Below are 14,952 nucleotides of genomic sequence, written 5' to 3' on the forward strand. Positions count from 1 at the left end.
CCCTTGCGCGGGAGCCCTGGCTTTTAGCGCGCCAGTTGCATAGGCCATGGAGAAAATCGCCGGGGTAGCGGCGCTACCATCGGCTTTCCCTTTCTCGCCTGACGCAGCATGACCCCCCCCTCCCCCGCTTCCTCCGCAGCACACACCACACTCCCCACCATCGCCTTCATCGGCGGCGGCAACATGGCCAGCGCCATCATCGGCGGGCTGATCCGCCAGGGCCATCCGGCCAGCCAGATCGAGGTGGTCGAGCCCTACGCCCCCACGCGCGAGGCACTGCTCAAGAACTTTGGAATCACGGCGCAGCCCGAGGCGGGCCCCGCACTGCAGCGCGCCAGCATCGTGGTGTGGGCGGTCAAGCCCCAAACCTTCAAGGACGCCGCCGCGCAGGCCAAGGCACACACCCAGCAGGCGCTGCACCTGAGCGTGGCCGCCGGCATCCGTTCGGACAGCATCGCGCAATGGCTCGGGAGCGAGCGCATTGTGCGCACCATGCCCAACACGCCCGCGCTGGTGGGCAAGGGCATGAGCGCGATCTATGCCCGCCCGGCGGTGAGCGCGCAGGAACGCACGCAGGTCGAGGCCATCCTGGCCAGCACGGGCGAGTTCCTGTGGGTGGAGACGGAAAAGCAGCTCGATGCCGTGACGGCGCTGTCGGGCTCCGGCCCGGCCTATGTCTTTTACTTTCTGGAAGCCATGACCCGCGCGGGCGCGGCCATGGGGCTGACCGGGCAACAGGCGCACCAGCTGGCCGTTGGCACCTTTGTGGGCGCGTCGGAACTGGCGCGCCGCTCTGACGAGTCGCCCGCCGTGCTGCGCGAGCGCGTCACCTCCAAGGGCGGCACCACCTACGCGGCCCTGCAGTCGATGGAGGCCAGCGGCGTGGCTGCGGCATTTGAGGCCGCGATGCGCGCAGCAGAAAAACGCGCCAACGAACTGGGCAATGAGTTCGGCAATTGAAGCCTTTTTGGCCTCCAGCGCTTACCCATCAAGCGCAGGCAGCTATCAATTCGAGAGTATTGCCCTCAGCAGGTAGCTGCCCGCAATGCCCGCAAACACCGTGGCGCCCAGCCAGTGGTTGATGCGGAACGCCTTGAAGCAGCCCTCGCGGGTGCGGGTGCGGATGAGCGTGAAGTGCCAAACGGCCTGGGCCAGCGCGGCGGCCATCGCTACATAAAATATAGCGCCTAGCGCATATGGGGCAAGCGCTACAGCCCAGATTCCTATGAAAAGCAGGTAGAAAATCACGATGCCGGCCACATCGAACCGCCCCAGCGTGATGGCCGAGGTCTTGATGCCGATCTTGAGGTCATCGTCGCGGTCCACCATGGCGTATTCGGTGTCGTAGGCCAGCACCCAGAACAGGTTACCGAGCCACATCCACCACGCCACGGCGGGCACGCTGCCCTGCACTGCGGCAAACGCAATCACGATGCCGAAGTTGAACGCAATGCCCAGCACCGCCTGCGGCATGGCAATGATGCGTTTGGTAAAGGGGTAGGCAATGGCCACCAGCACGGCGGGTACCGACCAGGCGATGGCGGCGGTGTTGGTGGTGAGCACCAGGCCAAACGACACCAGCGCCAGCACCGCCCCCAGGCCCAGCGCCTCCTTCACCGACACCGCACCGGTGGTGACCGGGCGCTGCGCAGTGCGCTTGACGTGCCTGTCAAAGTCGCGGTCGGCCACGTCGTTCACACAGCACCCGGCGCTGCGCATGAGGATGGTGCCCAGCACGAACACCACCAGCAGGTGCCAGCCGGGAAAGCCATCGGCCGCAATCCAGAGCGCGCTGAGCGTGGGCCACAGGCAGACCAGCCAACCGGCGGGGCGGTCCCAGCGGATGAGATCCAGGTACAGGGCGAAGCGGTGGCGCAGGGAGACGGACGACATGCAGGTAGATAAAAATGCGGGCAGACAACGACCCGCTTCTGCGGGAGCGCACCGAATGTAGCAGCCAGCGCGCCTGCGCCTGCACGGTCTGGCGGGGCGTCGCGCCCAGGCCGCCGCAAACCCGGTAAAGTCCCCGTTCCCCCAAAACCACGGACTGCAACGCATGCCCCGATCCTCGAGCCCCCAGGCCGCCACGCGCTTTGCCATTCCCCGCACGCTGGTGGTCGGATTTGTGGTGGCGGCCCTCGCCACCCTCGTCATCGCCATCGTCAATTTCCGCTCCGCTGAAACGCGCAGCGACGCCGTGCGCGCCATGGACCGCACCTCCCTGGCCATGCGGCAGCTCAATTTCTTCAACGTGGCCATCCGCGATGCCGAAAGCGGCCAGCGCGGCTACATGCTGACGGGCGACCTGGCCTACCTGCAGCCGTACGAGCAGGCGGTCATCGCGCTCAACAAGCACCTCGGGGAGCTCAAGGCAAGCGTGGAGGACGAGCCCACCCACAAGCAGATGGTGGAGCAGCTGGACGAGCTCACGCAAATCAAGCTGCGCGAGATGAGCGACACCATCGCGCTGCGCAAGAACGGCGACGCGGTGGGCGCCATGGGGCTGGTGCATACCGGTTCTGGAAAAAGCACCATGACGCGCCTGGCCGAGCTGGCCGAAAACCTGCGCCTGCAGCAGAACCAGCAACTGGACACGCGGCGCCAGCAGTGGGCCAACGCGGCCAGCAACTCGAACCTGTATTCCACCGGCGGCTCGGGCGTGCTGCTGGTGCTGATCTGCCTGTCTGCCGCCGTCACGGCGCGCGAATACCGCAGCAAGTCCCAGCAGACGTGGATTTCGGCGGGGCTCAGCGGCCTGGGCCAGCGCATCCAGGGCGACCACCGCCTGGAAGACATCGGCCAGCTGGCGCTGGAATACCTGGCCAGCTACCTCAAGGCGCCCGTGGGGGCCGGGTATGTGGCGCACAGCGAGGGCGGCTTCTCGCTGTTCGGCGGCTACGCGCTGCCGCGCGAGCGGCTGGCCGAGAAGCTGCTGGCCGACGAAGGCCTGGTGGGGCAGGCCGCCCGCTCGCGCCAGCTGCTGCATGTGCGCAATGTGCCGCCGGGCTATCTGCCGGTGTCTTCCAGCACCGGGCAGGCCAGCCCCACCGAGCTGCTGCTGGCGCCGGCCGTGGAAAGGGGCGAGGTGTATGCCGTCATCGAGCTGGGCTTTTACCGGCCCGTGGGCGACGCCGAGCGCGCCCTGCTGGAGCGCGCCTCGGAGATGCTGGCCGTGGCCATCCGCTCGGGCATCGACCGCAACCGCCTGCAAGACCTTCTGGAAGAAACGCAGCGCCAGTCCGAAGAGTTGCAGACCCAGCAGGAGGAGCTGCGCGTCAACAACGAAGAGCTGGAGCAGCAAAGCCGCATACTGCAGGAATCGCAGGCGCAGATGGAGATCCAGCAGACCCAGCTGGAGCAGACCAACGCCAACCTGGAAACCCAGACCCAGCAGCTGGAGCACCAGCGCGAGCAGCTGCTGCGCGCCCAGAGCGCCATGACCGACAAGGCCCGCGAACTGGAACTGGCCAGCCAGTACAAGAGCGAGTTCCTGGCCAACATGAGCCACGAGCTGCGCACCCCGCTGAACTCGACCCTCATCCTGGCCAAGCTGCTGGCCGACAACAAACCCGGCAACCTCAGCGCCGACCAGGTGAAGTACGCCCAGACCATCTACGCGGCGGGCAACGACCTGCTGGCGCTGATCAACGACATCCTGGACCTGTCCAAGATCGAATCCGGGCAGGCCACGGTGGAGGTGGAACCCGTCAACATCGCCCGTGCGCTGCAATCACTGATCGACCCCCTGCGCCCGCTGGCCCAGGAAAAGGGCCTGGAGCTGACCGCCACCGTGGCGCCCGACGTTCCGGCCTCCCTGGAGACCGACCCCTTGCGGCTGGGCCAGGTGCTCAAGAACCTGCTGTCCAACGCCCTGAAGTTCACCGAGACAGGCACCGTGACGATGCATGTGTCGCGCAACCCCGGCGACACGCTGTCGTTCGCGGTCAAGGACACCGGCATCGGCATCCCGGCCCACCAGCAGGAGCTGATTTTTGAGGCCTTCCGCCAGGCCGACGGCAGCACCCACCGCAAATACGGCGGCACGGGGCTGGGCCTGTCGATCTCGCGCGATCTGGCGCACCTGCTGGGCGGAACCCTGTCGGTGCACAGCGAGCCGGGTGCAGGCAGTGTGTTCACGCTGGTGGTGCCGCTGCGGCTGGTGCCCCGGCAGCCCGCGCAGCCCGCCGAAGCACCGGCAAGGGGGCAGACAGGTGCAAGCCCGCTGGAACGGCCCGCCACCACAGCCTTGAGTGCAGCGGCACCCATGCCGCCCGCGCCCGCCCAGGCGGCGGGCAGCGCAGGGGCGGCCATGGCCGCCATCGCTGCGTCCTCGTCGGGCCGCGCCGGGCCACGCAGCATTCTGGTGATCGAAGATGACAAGCGCTTTGCCCAGATCCTGTGCGACCTGGCCCAGGAGATGGACTTTGAATGCCATCTGGCGCACAACGCGGCCGACGGGCTGGCGTTTGCCGCCCGGAGCCTGCCCAGCGCCATCGTGCTGGACGTCAACCTGCCCGACTTCTCGGGCCTGGGCGTGCTTGACCAGCTCAAGCGCAACCCGGCCACGCGCCACATCCCGGTGCATGTGGTGTCGGTGGCCGACTACTCGCAGGAGGCCATGGGGCGCGGCGCCATCGGCTACGCCCTCAAGCCCGTGCAACGCGACGAGCTGGTGCAGGCCCTGAAACGGCTGGAAGCCAAGTTCACCCAGCGCCTGCACCGCGTGCTGGTGGTGGAAGACGATGAGCGCCAGCGCGAAAGCGTGCGCCACCTGCTGAGCAGCGAGGAAGTGGAGATCGTGGGCGCCGGCACGGCCGCGGCAGCGCTGGAGCAGCTGCGCAGCGCCACGTTCGACTGCATGGTGATGGACCTGAACCTGCCGGACCTCAGTGGCTACGAACTGCTGCAGCAGATGACCGAGCAGGACGGCGTCTCGTTTCCGCCCGTTATCGTGTACACCGGCCGCGCCCTGTCACGCGACGAAGAGCAGCAGCTGCGCAAGTTCTCCAAGTCCATCATCATCAAGGACGCCCGCTCGCCCGAGCGGCTGCTCGACGAGGTCACGCTCTTCCTGCACCAGGTGGAGTCCGAGCTGTCGGACGAACACCGCCAGATGCTGCAGACCGCGCGCAGCCGCGAATCGGCGCTGGAGGGCCGCACGGTGCTGGTGGTGGAAGACGATGTGCGCAACGTGTTTGCGCTTTCCAGCATCCTGGAGCCCACGGGCATCCGGGTGGAGATTGCGCGCAACGGGCGCGAGGCGCTGGACAAGCTGGCCCGGGCCGGCAACGCGGCCAGCCCCATGATCGACCTGGTGCTGATGGACATCATGATGCCGGAGATGGACGGCTACACCGCCATGCGCGAGATCCGCAACCGCCCCGAATGGCGGCGCCTGCCCATCATCGCGCTGACCGCCAAAGCCATGAAGGACGACCAGGAAAAATGCCTGGCCGCGGGCGCCAACGACTACATCCCCAAACCGCTCGACGTGGAAAAGCTCCTGTCGCTGGTGCGGGTGTGGATGCCCAAGTAACAAGCCCGCCCCGCCATGCCGCACCGCAAAGCGCGTACCGCCGACATCGAGCAGCGCCTGCTGATCGACGCGATCTTTCACCGCTACCACTACGATTTCCGGGGCTATGCCCAGGCGTCGCTCAAGCGGCGGCTGGCGTCTGCGCTGCTGCATTTCGGCTGCAAGACGCTGTCGCAACTGCAGGACCGCGTGCTACACGAGCCCACGGTATTTCCGGCGCTGCTGGAGTACCTCACCGTGCAGGTGAGTGACATGTTTCGCGACCCAAGCTACTTCAGGGCACTGCGCACCGAAGTGGTGCCGCTGCTGCGCACCTACCCGTCGCTGCGGGTGTGGGTGGCGGGCTGCAGTGCGGGCGAAGAGGTGTATTCGCTGGCCATCCTGTTGCACGAAGAGGGCCTGCTGGAGCGCACACTGATCTACGCCACCGACATCAATCCGCACGCACTGCGCGCGGCAGAGTCCGGTGTGTTTGACATGGCGCGGGTGGCGGCTTTCACCGAGAACCACACCCGCTCGGGCGGGCGCGGTTCGCTGTCCGACTACTACACCGCGCGCTACGGGCGGGTGGTGTTTGACAAGTCTCTGCGCGAGCACATGGTGTTCTCGGACCACAGCCTGGCCACCGACAGCGTGTTTGCAGAAATGCACCTGGTGTCGTGCCGCAACGTGCTGATCTACTTCGACCGCGACCTGCAGAACCGCGCCCTGGGGCTGTTTCGGGAGGCCCTGTGCCACCGGGGGTTTCTGGGGCTCGGCTCCAAGGAGTCGCTGCGGTTTTCCACCCACGCCGATGCGTTTGACGACTTCGTGCTGGAAGACCGCATCTACCGCAAGAAGGCGGGCCTGTGATGCAGGGCTTCACACAGCCGCAAGCCGCTGCGCTGCGCCCCCAGGGCTACGACGCCATCGTGGTGGGTGGATCGTCGGGCGGCATTGATGCGCTGGTGCGCATCCTGCCCGCGCTGCCAGGCACCCTGAAGACCCCGGTGCTGGTGGTGATGCACCTGCCCCGCGACCGGCGCAGCCTGCTGCCCGAGATCTTCCGCCACCGGTGCGCGCTGCAGCTGCAGGAGGCGCATGACAAGGACGACATCGCGCCGGGCACCGTGTACTTTGCGCCGCCGGACTACCACCTGCTCGTCGATGCCGGCCCGCAACTGGCGCTGTCGCTGGACGCGCCGCTGCATTACTCGCGCCCCTCCATCGACGTCCTGTTCGAATCGGCGGCTGACCAGTACGGCGAGCGCCTGGTCGGCATCTTGCTTTCAGGCGCCAATGAAGATGGTGCACGGGGCCTGGAGGCCATCGGCGCGGCCGGTGGCCTCACTGTGGTGCAGGACCCTGCCAGCGCGTCGATCCCCACCATGCCCCAGGCGGCCCTCGCGCGCCACACCGCCCACCACGTTCTGCCACCCGCGGGCATTGCCGACCTGCTGGCCCGCCTGCACGCAACGGGACTGCTGTGATGCGCGCCCCACCCCACCCCCACTCCCCACCGCCCGTTCAGCCCATGCCACACACCGACCGCATCAAATGCCTGCTCGTCGATGACATTCCGGAAAACCTGATCGCACTGGAGGCTCTGCTGCAGGGCGACGGCATCGAGATCCTCAAGGCGCAATCCGGGCCCGAGGCGCTGGAGCTGTTGCTCACGCACACGGATATTGCGCTCGCCCTGCTGGACGTTCAGATGCCCGAGATGAACGGGTTCGAGCTGGCCGAGCTCATTCGCGGCAGCGAGCGCACGCGCCATATCCCGCTGATCTTCATCACAGCCGGTTCTCGCGCGCAGAACTGGCAGTTCCGGGGCTACGAAAGCGGCGCTGTGGATTTTCTGTACAAGCCCATCGACCCGCACATGCTCACGAACAAGGCCAATGTGTTCTTCGAGCTGCAGCGGCGCAAGCAGGCGCAGGCGCAGGAGCTGGAGGAGCGCACGGCGGCGCTGCGTGTCAATGAAATGTTCATGGCCGTGCTGAGCCACGACCTGCGCACGCCGCTGATGTCCATCACGGCTGCAGCCACCGTGATCAAGCGCCAGCCCGACCCCGAAAAGGCCAGCGCCATGGCCGACCGGGTCCTGAGCAGCAGCCAGCGCATGGCCCGGATGATCGAAGACCTGCTGGACGTGACGCGCATCCGCCAGGCGGGCGGCCTGGCACTGCAGCTGGGCGCGGCAGACATGCAGGCCATCGTGCAGCGCACGCTGGACGAGGTGCAGACGGGCTTCCCCGACCGGGCCATCGAATCCACGCTGCAGGGGAACCTGGCGGGCGTGTGGGACAGCGAGCGCCTGTGCCAGGTGGTCACCAACATCGTGGGCAACGCCATGCACCATGGCAGTGCAGACCGCCCGGTGCGGGTGACCGCCGATGGCACCCGGCCCCAGGTGGTGACCGTGTCCGTGTCCAACGGTGGCACCATTGCCCCCGAACTGCTGCCGCATCTGTTCAACCCGTTTCGCGGCGGTGAACGCGCGCCCGGGCGCAATCAGGGGCTGGGGCTGGGATTGTTCATTGCCCACCAGATCGTGCGGGCGCACCGGGGAAGCATCCAGGTGCAGTCGCAGGACGGCACCACCTGCTTTTCGGTGGAATTGCCCCGCGAGTCACCACCGACCGAGAAGTGGTCGCAAACCTGACGGGCCGGGTCAGGCTCCGGCGGCGGGTGGTGCCACCGCATCGTTGATGGAGCCCAGGAGCTGCTCCAGCTCCTCCAGATCAAAAGGCTTGAGCAGGGTGCGCACGTTGGGCCCCCAGGCGGCGGGATACATCCCGAGGTCGTAGCCGGAGCACAGCACCACCCAGCGCAGGGGGTCGCCTTCCAGCAGCCTGCGGGCGAGGTCGGTGCCGGACAGGCCAGGCAGGCTCACGTCAGACACCAGCAGGTCGAAAGCTTGTTGCGCATCCAGTTCCAGGGCTTCCTCGGCGCTGGCGCACGAAACGACTTCATGGCCTTCGCCCTCCAGGAGCATGCCAATGGTTTCGCGCAGCTCCGGGTTGTCTTCCACGTACAGGATTCGCATACATCAGAAATTTCGTTGTGTCCTCCGTGCCGCCAGCCCTTCGGCTGAAAAGGGGCTGTAGCGGGCATTGCGGTGCAACTGAACCCGCATCCTGCCCGAACCCCCTAGCTGCCGCATGAAAAACGGCAGCGGGCAGCACGCCCAAACGCGAATGATGCTCACAAGCACCCGTGCGCCTTGTAGGACAACATGCCCTTCGCCCGGGCAACGCCGTACCACTGCCCCTGGTGGCGCGCACCGCAGCAAGAGCCGGCTCAGCGCTGCCCTGCAGCCCCCGCCTTGCGGCGGGTCACTCCTCCAGCAGCGAGCGCAGCATCCACGCGGTCTGTTCGTGCACTGTGAGGCGCTGGGTCAGCAGATCGGCGGTGGGCTCGTCGCTGGCCTTGTCGGCCAGCGGGAACAGGCTGCGCGCGGTGCGGGCCACGGCTTCATGGCCTTCCACCAGCACGCGCACCATGTCGAGCGCCTTGGGCGGCCTGGATGGCGCGTCGGGCACGGTGGCCAGCTTTCCAAACTCCGCATACGAGCCCGGTGCCACGTGGCCCAGCGAGCGGATGCGCTCGGCAATCGGGTCCACGGCGTTCCACAGCTCGGTGTACTGCGCCATGAACATGGTGTGCAGCGTGTTGAACATCGGGCCCGTCACGTTCCAGTGGAAGTTGTGCGTGGTGAGGTACAGCGTGTAGGTGTCGGCCAGCAGGCGCGACAGCCCCTGGGCAATGGCAGCGCGGTCCTTGTCGCTGATGCCGATGTTGATGGAAGGAACTGCGGGGTTTTTGGAGGCCTTGGCCATGGTCGTGCTCCTGAAAAGAAAAGACGAAGGATGAATGTAAACCGGCCACCGCGCACTGCGTCAGGACAATCGCTCGACGCCCGGCAGTTCGCAGGCATAGATGGCGTTGCGCAGCGCGGCGATGGCTTCATAGCGGGTAAAGCTGCGCCGCCAGGCCAGCACCACCCGGCGCATGGGCGGGGGGCCACCATCTTCCTCGCGGATGGGCAGGTAGCGGATGTAGGTCTCGTCGCTCTTGCGGCGGCGCGACACGGTGAGCAGCGCATCGCGCGGCACCGACAGGCGCGGCACCAGCGTCACGCCCATGCCTGCGGCCACCATGTGCTTGATGGTTTCGAGCGAAGAGCCTTCAAACGACTTGCGGATGCCCTCGGCATTGCTGGCAAAGCGCGCGAACTCGGGGCACACCTCCAGCACATGGTCGCGAAAACAGTGGCCGGCACCCAGCAGCAGCATGGTTTCACTCTTGAGCTCGGCAGCCGTCACGGATTTTTTGGCCGCCAGCGGGTGCGAGCTGGGCACCGCCGCCATGAACGGCTCGTCATACAGGGGCGCCATGGCCAGACCCGTGTCGGGAAAAGGTTCGGCCAGGATGGCGCAGTCAATCTCGCCGGTGCGCAGCATCTCCAGCAGCTTGACCGTGAAGTTCTCCTGCAGCATCAGCGGCATCTGGGGCGAGCGGCCAATCGCCTGGCGCACCAGCTCGGGCAGCAGGTACGGGCCAATGGTGTAGATCACGCCCAGCGTGAGCGGGCCGGCCAGCGGGTCCTTGCCGCGCTTGGCGATCTCCTTGATGGCCGCTGCCTGCTCCAGCACGCTCTGCGCCTGGCGCACGATCTCTTCGCCCAGCGGCGTGACCGTGACCTCGCCCGCGCTGCGCTCGAACAGCTTCACATCCAGCTCTTCTTCCAGCTTCTTGATGGCCACCGAGAGCGTGGGTTGCGACACGTAGCAGGCGTCGGCCGCATGGCCGAAGTGCTTCTCGCGGGCCACCGCAACGATGTACTTGAGTTCGGTGAGGGTCATGGTGTTATGCCTTGAGATAGTCGGATTTTCCACCCAACCAGCGCGCCACGTGCTTCGCAGCCAAATCGGGGTGGCGGTCCAGCATCTGCGGGGCCAGTTCGCGCGCCCATTCGAGCAGGTGCGTGTCGGTCGCCAGGTCGGCAAACCGCAGCAGCGCGTCGCCCGACTGGCGGGCGCCCAGAAACTCGCCGGGGCCGCGGATCTCCAGGTCGCGCCGGGCGATCTCGAAGCCGTCGTTGGTTTCGGCCATGGCCTTGAGGCGCTCCTTGGCGGTTTCGCCCACGCGGCCGCTGTCGTTGGTGGCGTACAGCAGCACGCAGGCCGATGCTGCCGCGCCCCGCCCCACCCGGCCGCGCAGCTGGTGCAGCTGCGAGAGGCCAAAACGCTCGGCATGCTCGATGACCATGAGGGATGCATTGGGCACGTCCACCCCCACTTCGATCACGGTGGTGCTGACCAGCACGCCCATCTGGCCACTGGTGAACAGCGCCATCACCGCCTTTTTTTCGGCCGTGGGCATGCGCGAGTGCAGCAGGCCGACCATCACGCCCGGCAAGGCCTCGCTCAGGTCGGCGTGGGTAGCCGTGGCGTTACTCAGGTCCAGCGCCTCGCTCTCTTCGATCAGCGGGCACACCCAGTACACCTGCCGCCCGGCCTCCACCTGTGCGCCGATGCGTTCGATCACCTCGTCCTTGCGGCTGTCGGCAATGAGCTTGGTGACGATGGGGGTACGGCCGGGGGGCAGCTCGTCGATGACCGACACATCGAGGTCGGCGTAGTAGCTCATGGCCAGCGTGCGCGGGATGGGTGTGGCGCTCATCATCAGCATGTGCGGCTCTTGCCCATGGTCGGCCAGCTTCTTGCGCAAGGCCAGCCGCTGCGCCACACCAAAGCGGTGCTGCTCGTCGATGATGGCCAGCGCCAGGTTCTTGAACTGCACCTGCTCCTGGATCACGGCGTGGGTGCCCACCACCAGGGCGGCCTCGCCGCTGGCCACCAGCGCCAGCATGGCGGTGCGGTCTTTCTTCTTTTGCCCGCCCACCAGCCAGGCCACCCTGCGGCCGCGCGCGGCCAGCAGAGGTTCGAGCCAGCCGATCATCTTGGCGAAGTGCTGCTCGGCCAGGATTTCGGTGGGGGCCATCAGCGCGCACTGCCAGCCCGCGTCCATGGCCAGGCAGGCGGCCAGGGCAGACACCACGGTTTTGCCCGAGCCCACATCGCCCTGCAGCAGCCGGTGCATGGGCACCTGGCGGGCCAGGTCGGCGGCAATTTCTTCGCCCACGCGGCGCTGGGCGCTGGTGAGGCTGAAGGGCAGCACGGCCAGCAGTTGCTCATGCAGCGGCAAGGCACCGTCGGCGGCTTTTTGGGCGCGCAATACGGGCGCACGCAGCATGTCGCGTGCGCGGCGCGACTGCTGCTGCGACAGCTGCTGGGCCAGCAGCTCCTCGGCTTTCAGGCGCTGCCAGGCGGGGTGGCTGTGGTCCTCCAGCGTGGACAGCGCCACATCCGGCGTGGGATGGTGCAAAAATGTGAGCGCTTCGCGCAGACTGAACAAGCGCTGGAGGCCATTTTGGCCATAAATCCGGGTCACCGGCGGCTCGGCACCGGGTGGCAAGGTGTCTGACAAGTCCACCCGCGTCAGCGCGCCGACCACGGCACGGCGCAGATAGGGCTGGGGCAGGCCGGCGGTGGTGGGGTACACCGGCGTGAGCGCCGCAGGCAGCTCGCCGCCCGCCACGCGAAACGCCGGGTGCATCATCTGCCGCCCCCAGAAGCCGCCCTTGATCTCACCCCGGATGCGCAGGCGCGCGCCCACGGCCAGGGTCTTCTGGTGTGAGGGGTAGAAGCTGAAAAAGCGCAGCTCACAGCTGCCGGTGTCGTCCTCCACCTGCACCAGCAGCTGGCGGCGCGGGCGCAGCTGAATCTCGCTCGCCGTCACTGTGGCTTCGATCTGCACCATCTGCCCGTCGCGCGCGTTGGCCAGCGGGGTGATGCGGGTTTCATCCTCGTAGCGCAGGGGCAGGTGCAGGGCAAGGTCGATGTCACGTTGGAGCCCCAGCTTTTGCAGCGCCTTGTGCGCCACCGAGGCACCACCTTTGGCTGTGGGGGCGGGTGCACCGCCCGGCGATGCCGTGGCCTTGGGGGATTTGCGGGGTGCGGCAGTGGGCATGGGCAGGTGGAGGGAATGTCAAAAAGGCTACCATGGTTACCATTGCTTACGCCCCATCACGGCGCACTTTTCTGGCCACGTTCATGCTCAAGCGCATCCACATCGAACACCTCACACTGGGCATGTACCTCCACGAGTTCTGCGGCTCGTGGATGGACCATCCCTTCTGGCGCGCCCAGTTTCTCCTGAAGGACCCGAAGGACCTGGCCCGCATCCGGGCCACCTCCATCCACGAGTGCTGGATCGATACCGACAAGGGGCTGGACGTGGCGGAAGGCACCGCGTCGTTGTCGCGTGAAGAGGTGGATGCGCAGATCGAGACCGACTTCAGCCGCCTGGAGGAGCTCCCCCCCATCAAGGTCAAGCTGCCCTCGCCGCCCCCGCCGCCCAAGCGGGACCGCAAACCGGCCGACATGCACAGCGAACTCCAGAAGGCCGCTGCCATCTGCGTGAAGTCCAAGGAGGCCATGGTCTCGATGTTCAGCGAGGCCCGCATGGGCCGCGCGGTGGACTCTGCAACGGCACAGAACCTGGTGGAGGAAATCTCCGACTCCGTCACCCGCAACCCCGGTGCGCTCATCAGCCTGGCGCGGCTGAAGACGGCCGACGACTACACCTACATGCACTCGGTGGCGGTGTGCGCGCTCATGGTGGCCCTGGCCAAGCAGCTCAAGCTCAAGGAAGACCAGCAGCGACTGGCCGGCATGGCGGGCCTGCTGCACGACCTGGGCAAGGCGGCCATCCCGCTGGCAGTGCTCAACAAGCCCGGCAAGCTCACCGACCAGGAATTCACCGTGGTGCGCAGCCACCCGGTGGAGGGCTACCACATGCTCAAGGAAGGCGGCAACGTGCCTGACGCGGTGCTGGACGCCTGCCTGCACCACCACGAAAAGGTGGACGGCTCGGGCTACCCCGACAAGCTCAAGGGCGACGGCATCAGCGTGATCGCCCGCATGACGGCGATTTGCGACGTGTACGACGCCGTGACCTCCGACCGGCCCTACAAGCGCGGCTGGGACCCGGCCGAGTCGCTGCGCCGCATGGCCGAGTGGACCCAGGACCATTTCGACGCGCGCATCTTCCAGGCATTTGTCAAAAGCATCGGCATCTACCCTGTGGGCTCGCTGGTGCGGCTGACGTCGGGGCGCATCGGGGTGGTGACCGAGCAATCGCCCACCGCCCTTACGGCCCCCATGGTCAAGGTGTTTTTCTCGACCAAGTCCGACCTGCGCATCCCGCCCGAAATGGTGAACCTGGCCGCGCCGGGTTGCGCCGAGAAGATCGTCGCGCGCGAAGACCCGGACAAGTGGCGCTTTCCGGACCTGAACGAGCTATGGTCGGGCTTTACCGACAAAGTCTGGTAGTCACCGCCCATGCCCACCCTGCTCACACTGACACCCAACCCCGCGCTCGACCTGGCCACCACCACCGAGCGCGTGGCCCCCACCCACAAGCTGCGCTGCGGCCCGGTGCAGCGCTTTGCGGGCGGCGGCGGCATCAACGTGGCGCGGTTGCTGCACCGGCTGGGCGCGGACGTGCAGGCCTGGGCGCTGGCCGGTGGTGCGGCCGGGGCACAGGTGCAGCAGCTGCTGGCCGAGGAGGGCGTGGCCACGGCACTACAGCCGATTGCCGGCGACACGCGCGAGAACTTTTCGGTGGTGGAAACCGGCACGGGCGAAGAATTCCGCTTTGTGCTCCCGGGCCCCACGCTGCAAGCGGCGGAATGGCAGGCCTGCCTGGATGCGCTGATGGCGCTGCAGGCTCCGCCCCGCTGGCTCATTGCCAGCGGCAGCCTGCCGCCCGGCGTGCCCGATGACTTTTACGCCCGGCTGGCACGGGCCCTCACGGCCCGGGGCGTGCGCGTGGTCGTCGACACCTCGGGCCCGGCGCTGGCCGCCGCACTGCGGGCGGGTGTGGCGCTGGTCAAACCCAGTCTGCGCGAACTGCGGGAGGCGATGCAGCAGCCGCTGGCCCAGGCGGCCGACTGGTGCCAGGCCGCCCAGTCGCTGGTGCACAGCGGCGCCGCAGGGATTGTGGCTTTGTCCGTGGGCGAGCAAGGCGCCGTGCTGGCCACGCGCGAGGGCGTGTGGCAGGCGCCCGCCCTGAACGTGCCCGCCACCACCGGCACCACGGGCGCGGGGGACTGCTTTCTGGCAGCGCTGGTGTGGGCGCTGGACCGGGGCGATGCACCTGCCGAGGCGCTGCGCTGGGGCGTGGCCGCAGGTGCCGCGGCGTTGCTGCACCCGGGCACCACCCTGGCCCAGGCCGATGATGTGCAGCGGCTGGTGCACAGCGTGCCCGCGCCCGTGGCCTTCACAACCCAGCCATAGCCGCCCGGGGGGCGCACAGCCCCGTGGGACAATCGTGCCTTCCGCAATTTTTACCTTGGCACGGGCCCG

12 protein-coding genes are annotated in these 14,952 nt (G+C 67.3%); 7 read left to right on the top strand and 5 right to left on the bottom strand.

The window, feature by feature from the left end; translation table 11 throughout:
- The first annotated feature begins 108 nt into the window (after positions 1 to 108).
- On the top strand, positions 109 to 960 hold the full coding sequence (gene proC, locus AAFF19_RS21810; protein ID WP_342720982.1) for a pyrroline-5-carboxylate reductase: 852 nt from the start codon (positions 109 to 111) through the stop codon (positions 958 to 960).
- Positions 961 to 1,005: 45 nt separating this feature from the next.
- On the opposite strand, the gene ubiA is transcribed toward proC, so the two are convergent.
- Positions 1,006 to 1,893, bottom strand: a complete 888-nt coding sequence (ubiA, locus tag AAFF19_RS21815; protein ID WP_342720983.1) for a 4-hydroxybenzoate octaprenyltransferase — start codon at positions 1,891 to 1,893, stop codon at positions 1,006 to 1,008.
- 163 nt (positions 1,894 to 2,056) lie between these two features.
- Between ubiA and AAFF19_RS21820 the strand changes: the two genes are divergently transcribed.
- From AAFF19_RS21820 to AAFF19_RS21835, 4 genes are read left to right on the top strand one after another with little or no spacing between them, the layout of a single operon-like run.
- Positions 2,057 to 5,536, top strand: a complete 3,480-nt coding sequence (locus AAFF19_RS21820) for a response regulator (protein ID WP_342720984.1) — start codon at positions 2,057 to 2,059, stop codon at positions 5,534 to 5,536.
- 15 nt (positions 5,537 to 5,551) lie between these two features.
- Entirely contained in the window at positions 5,552 to 6,388 is an 837-nt protein-coding gene (locus AAFF19_RS21825) for a CheR family methyltransferase (protein WP_342720985.1), read from the top strand.
- A complete protein-coding gene (locus AAFF19_RS21830) occupies positions 6,388 to 7,005 on the top strand; it encodes a chemotaxis protein CheB (RefSeq protein WP_008906538.1) in 618 nt (205 codons plus the stop codon). The genes AAFF19_RS21825 and AAFF19_RS21830 overlap by 1 nt, the downstream gene beginning before the upstream one ends.
- A gap of 44 nt (positions 7,006 to 7,049) precedes the next feature.
- Positions 7,050 to 8,180 (top strand): hybrid sensor histidine kinase/response regulator, encoded by a 1,131-nt coding sequence (locus tag AAFF19_RS21835; RefSeq protein ID WP_342720986.1) that lies wholly within the window; start codon positions 7,050 to 7,052, stop codon positions 8,178 to 8,180.
- A 9-nt stretch (positions 8,181 to 8,189) separates the two neighbouring features.
- Here AAFF19_RS21835 and AAFF19_RS21840 read toward each other — a convergent pair whose 3' ends face one another.
- From AAFF19_RS21840 to recG, 4 genes are all read right to left on the bottom strand, one after another.
- A complete protein-coding gene (locus AAFF19_RS21840) occupies positions 8,190 to 8,564 on the bottom strand; it encodes a response regulator (protein ID WP_008906540.1) in 375 nt (124 codons plus the stop codon).
- 289 nt (positions 8,565 to 8,853) lie between these two features.
- Positions 8,854 to 9,357, bottom strand: a complete 504-nt coding sequence (locus AAFF19_RS21845; RefSeq protein WP_182120359.1) for a Dps family protein — start codon at positions 9,355 to 9,357, stop codon at positions 8,854 to 8,856.
- Positions 9,358 to 9,417: 60 nt separating this feature from the next.
- Positions 9,418 to 10,383, bottom strand: a complete 966-nt coding sequence (locus AAFF19_RS21850; RefSeq protein ID WP_008906542.1) for a LysR substrate-binding domain-containing protein — start codon at positions 10,381 to 10,383, stop codon at positions 9,418 to 9,420.
- Positions 10,384 to 10,387: 4 nt separating this feature from the next.
- Positions 10,388 to 12,553: an ATP-dependent DNA helicase RecG gene (recG, locus tag AAFF19_RS21855; protein ID WP_182120358.1), complete on the bottom strand. Its 2,166-nt coding sequence runs from the start codon at positions 12,551 to 12,553 to the stop codon at positions 10,388 to 10,390.
- 83 nt (positions 12,554 to 12,636) lie between these two features.
- Between recG and AAFF19_RS21860 the strand changes: the two genes are divergently transcribed.
- Positions 12,637 to 13,917 (top strand): HD-GYP domain-containing protein, encoded by a 1,281-nt coding sequence (locus tag AAFF19_RS21860; RefSeq protein ID WP_182120379.1) that lies wholly within the window; start codon positions 12,637 to 12,639, stop codon positions 13,915 to 13,917.
- A gap of 9 nt (positions 13,918 to 13,926) precedes the next feature.
- Positions 13,927 to 14,883, top strand: a complete 957-nt coding sequence (locus AAFF19_RS21865) for a 1-phosphofructokinase family hexose kinase (protein WP_182120357.1) — start codon at positions 13,927 to 13,929, stop codon at positions 14,881 to 14,883.
- Positions 14,884 to 14,952: the final 69 nt, after the last annotated feature.

It is taken from the genome of Acidovorax sp. FHTAMBA (assembly GCF_038958875.1).
In the GTDB taxonomy this organism is placed as follows: Bacteria; Pseudomonadota; Gammaproteobacteria; order Burkholderiales; family Burkholderiaceae_C; genus Acidovorax.

Excerpts from the sequence above, each read along its gene's own strand:
- AAFF19_RS21825 (WP_342720985.1), top strand. The coding sequence starts at position 5,552 with ATGCCGCACCGCAAAGCGCGTACCGCCGACATCGAGCAGCGCCTGCTG.
- recG (WP_182120358.1), bottom strand. The coding sequence starts at position 12,553 with ATGCCCACTGCCGCACCCCGCAAATCCCCCAAGGCCACGGCATCGCCG.
- ubiA (WP_342720983.1), bottom strand. The coding sequence starts at position 1,893 with ATGTCGTCCGTCTCCCTGCGCCACCGCTTCGCCCTGTACCTGGATCTC.
- AAFF19_RS21830 (WP_008906538.1), top strand. The coding sequence starts at position 6,388 with ATGCAGGGCTTCACACAGCCGCAAGCCGCTGCGCTGCGCCCCCAGGGC.
- proC (WP_342720982.1), top strand. The coding sequence starts at position 109 with ATGACCCCCCCCTCCCCCGCTTCCTCCGCAGCACACACCACACTCCCC.
- AAFF19_RS21835 (WP_342720986.1), top strand. The coding sequence starts at position 7,050 with ATGCCACACACCGACCGCATCAAATGCCTGCTCGTCGATGACATTCCG.
- AAFF19_RS21845 (WP_182120359.1), bottom strand. The coding sequence starts at position 9,357 with ATGGCCAAGGCCTCCAAAAACCCCGCAGTTCCTTCCATCAACATCGGC.
- AAFF19_RS21865 (WP_182120357.1), top strand. The coding sequence starts at position 13,927 with ATGCCCACCCTGCTCACACTGACACCCAACCCCGCGCTCGACCTGGCC.
- AAFF19_RS21820 (WP_342720984.1), top strand. The coding sequence starts at position 2,057 with ATGCCCCGATCCTCGAGCCCCCAGGCCGCCACGCGCTTTGCCATTCCC.
- AAFF19_RS21850 (WP_008906542.1), bottom strand. The coding sequence starts at position 10,383 with ATGACCCTCACCGAACTCAAGTACATCGTTGCGGTGGCCCGCGAGAAG.
- AAFF19_RS21840 (WP_008906540.1), bottom strand. The coding sequence starts at position 8,564 with ATGCGAATCCTGTACGTGGAAGACAACCCGGAGCTGCGCGAAACCATT.
- AAFF19_RS21860 (WP_182120379.1), top strand. The coding sequence starts at position 12,637 with ATGCTCAAGCGCATCCACATCGAACACCTCACACTGGGCATGTACCTC.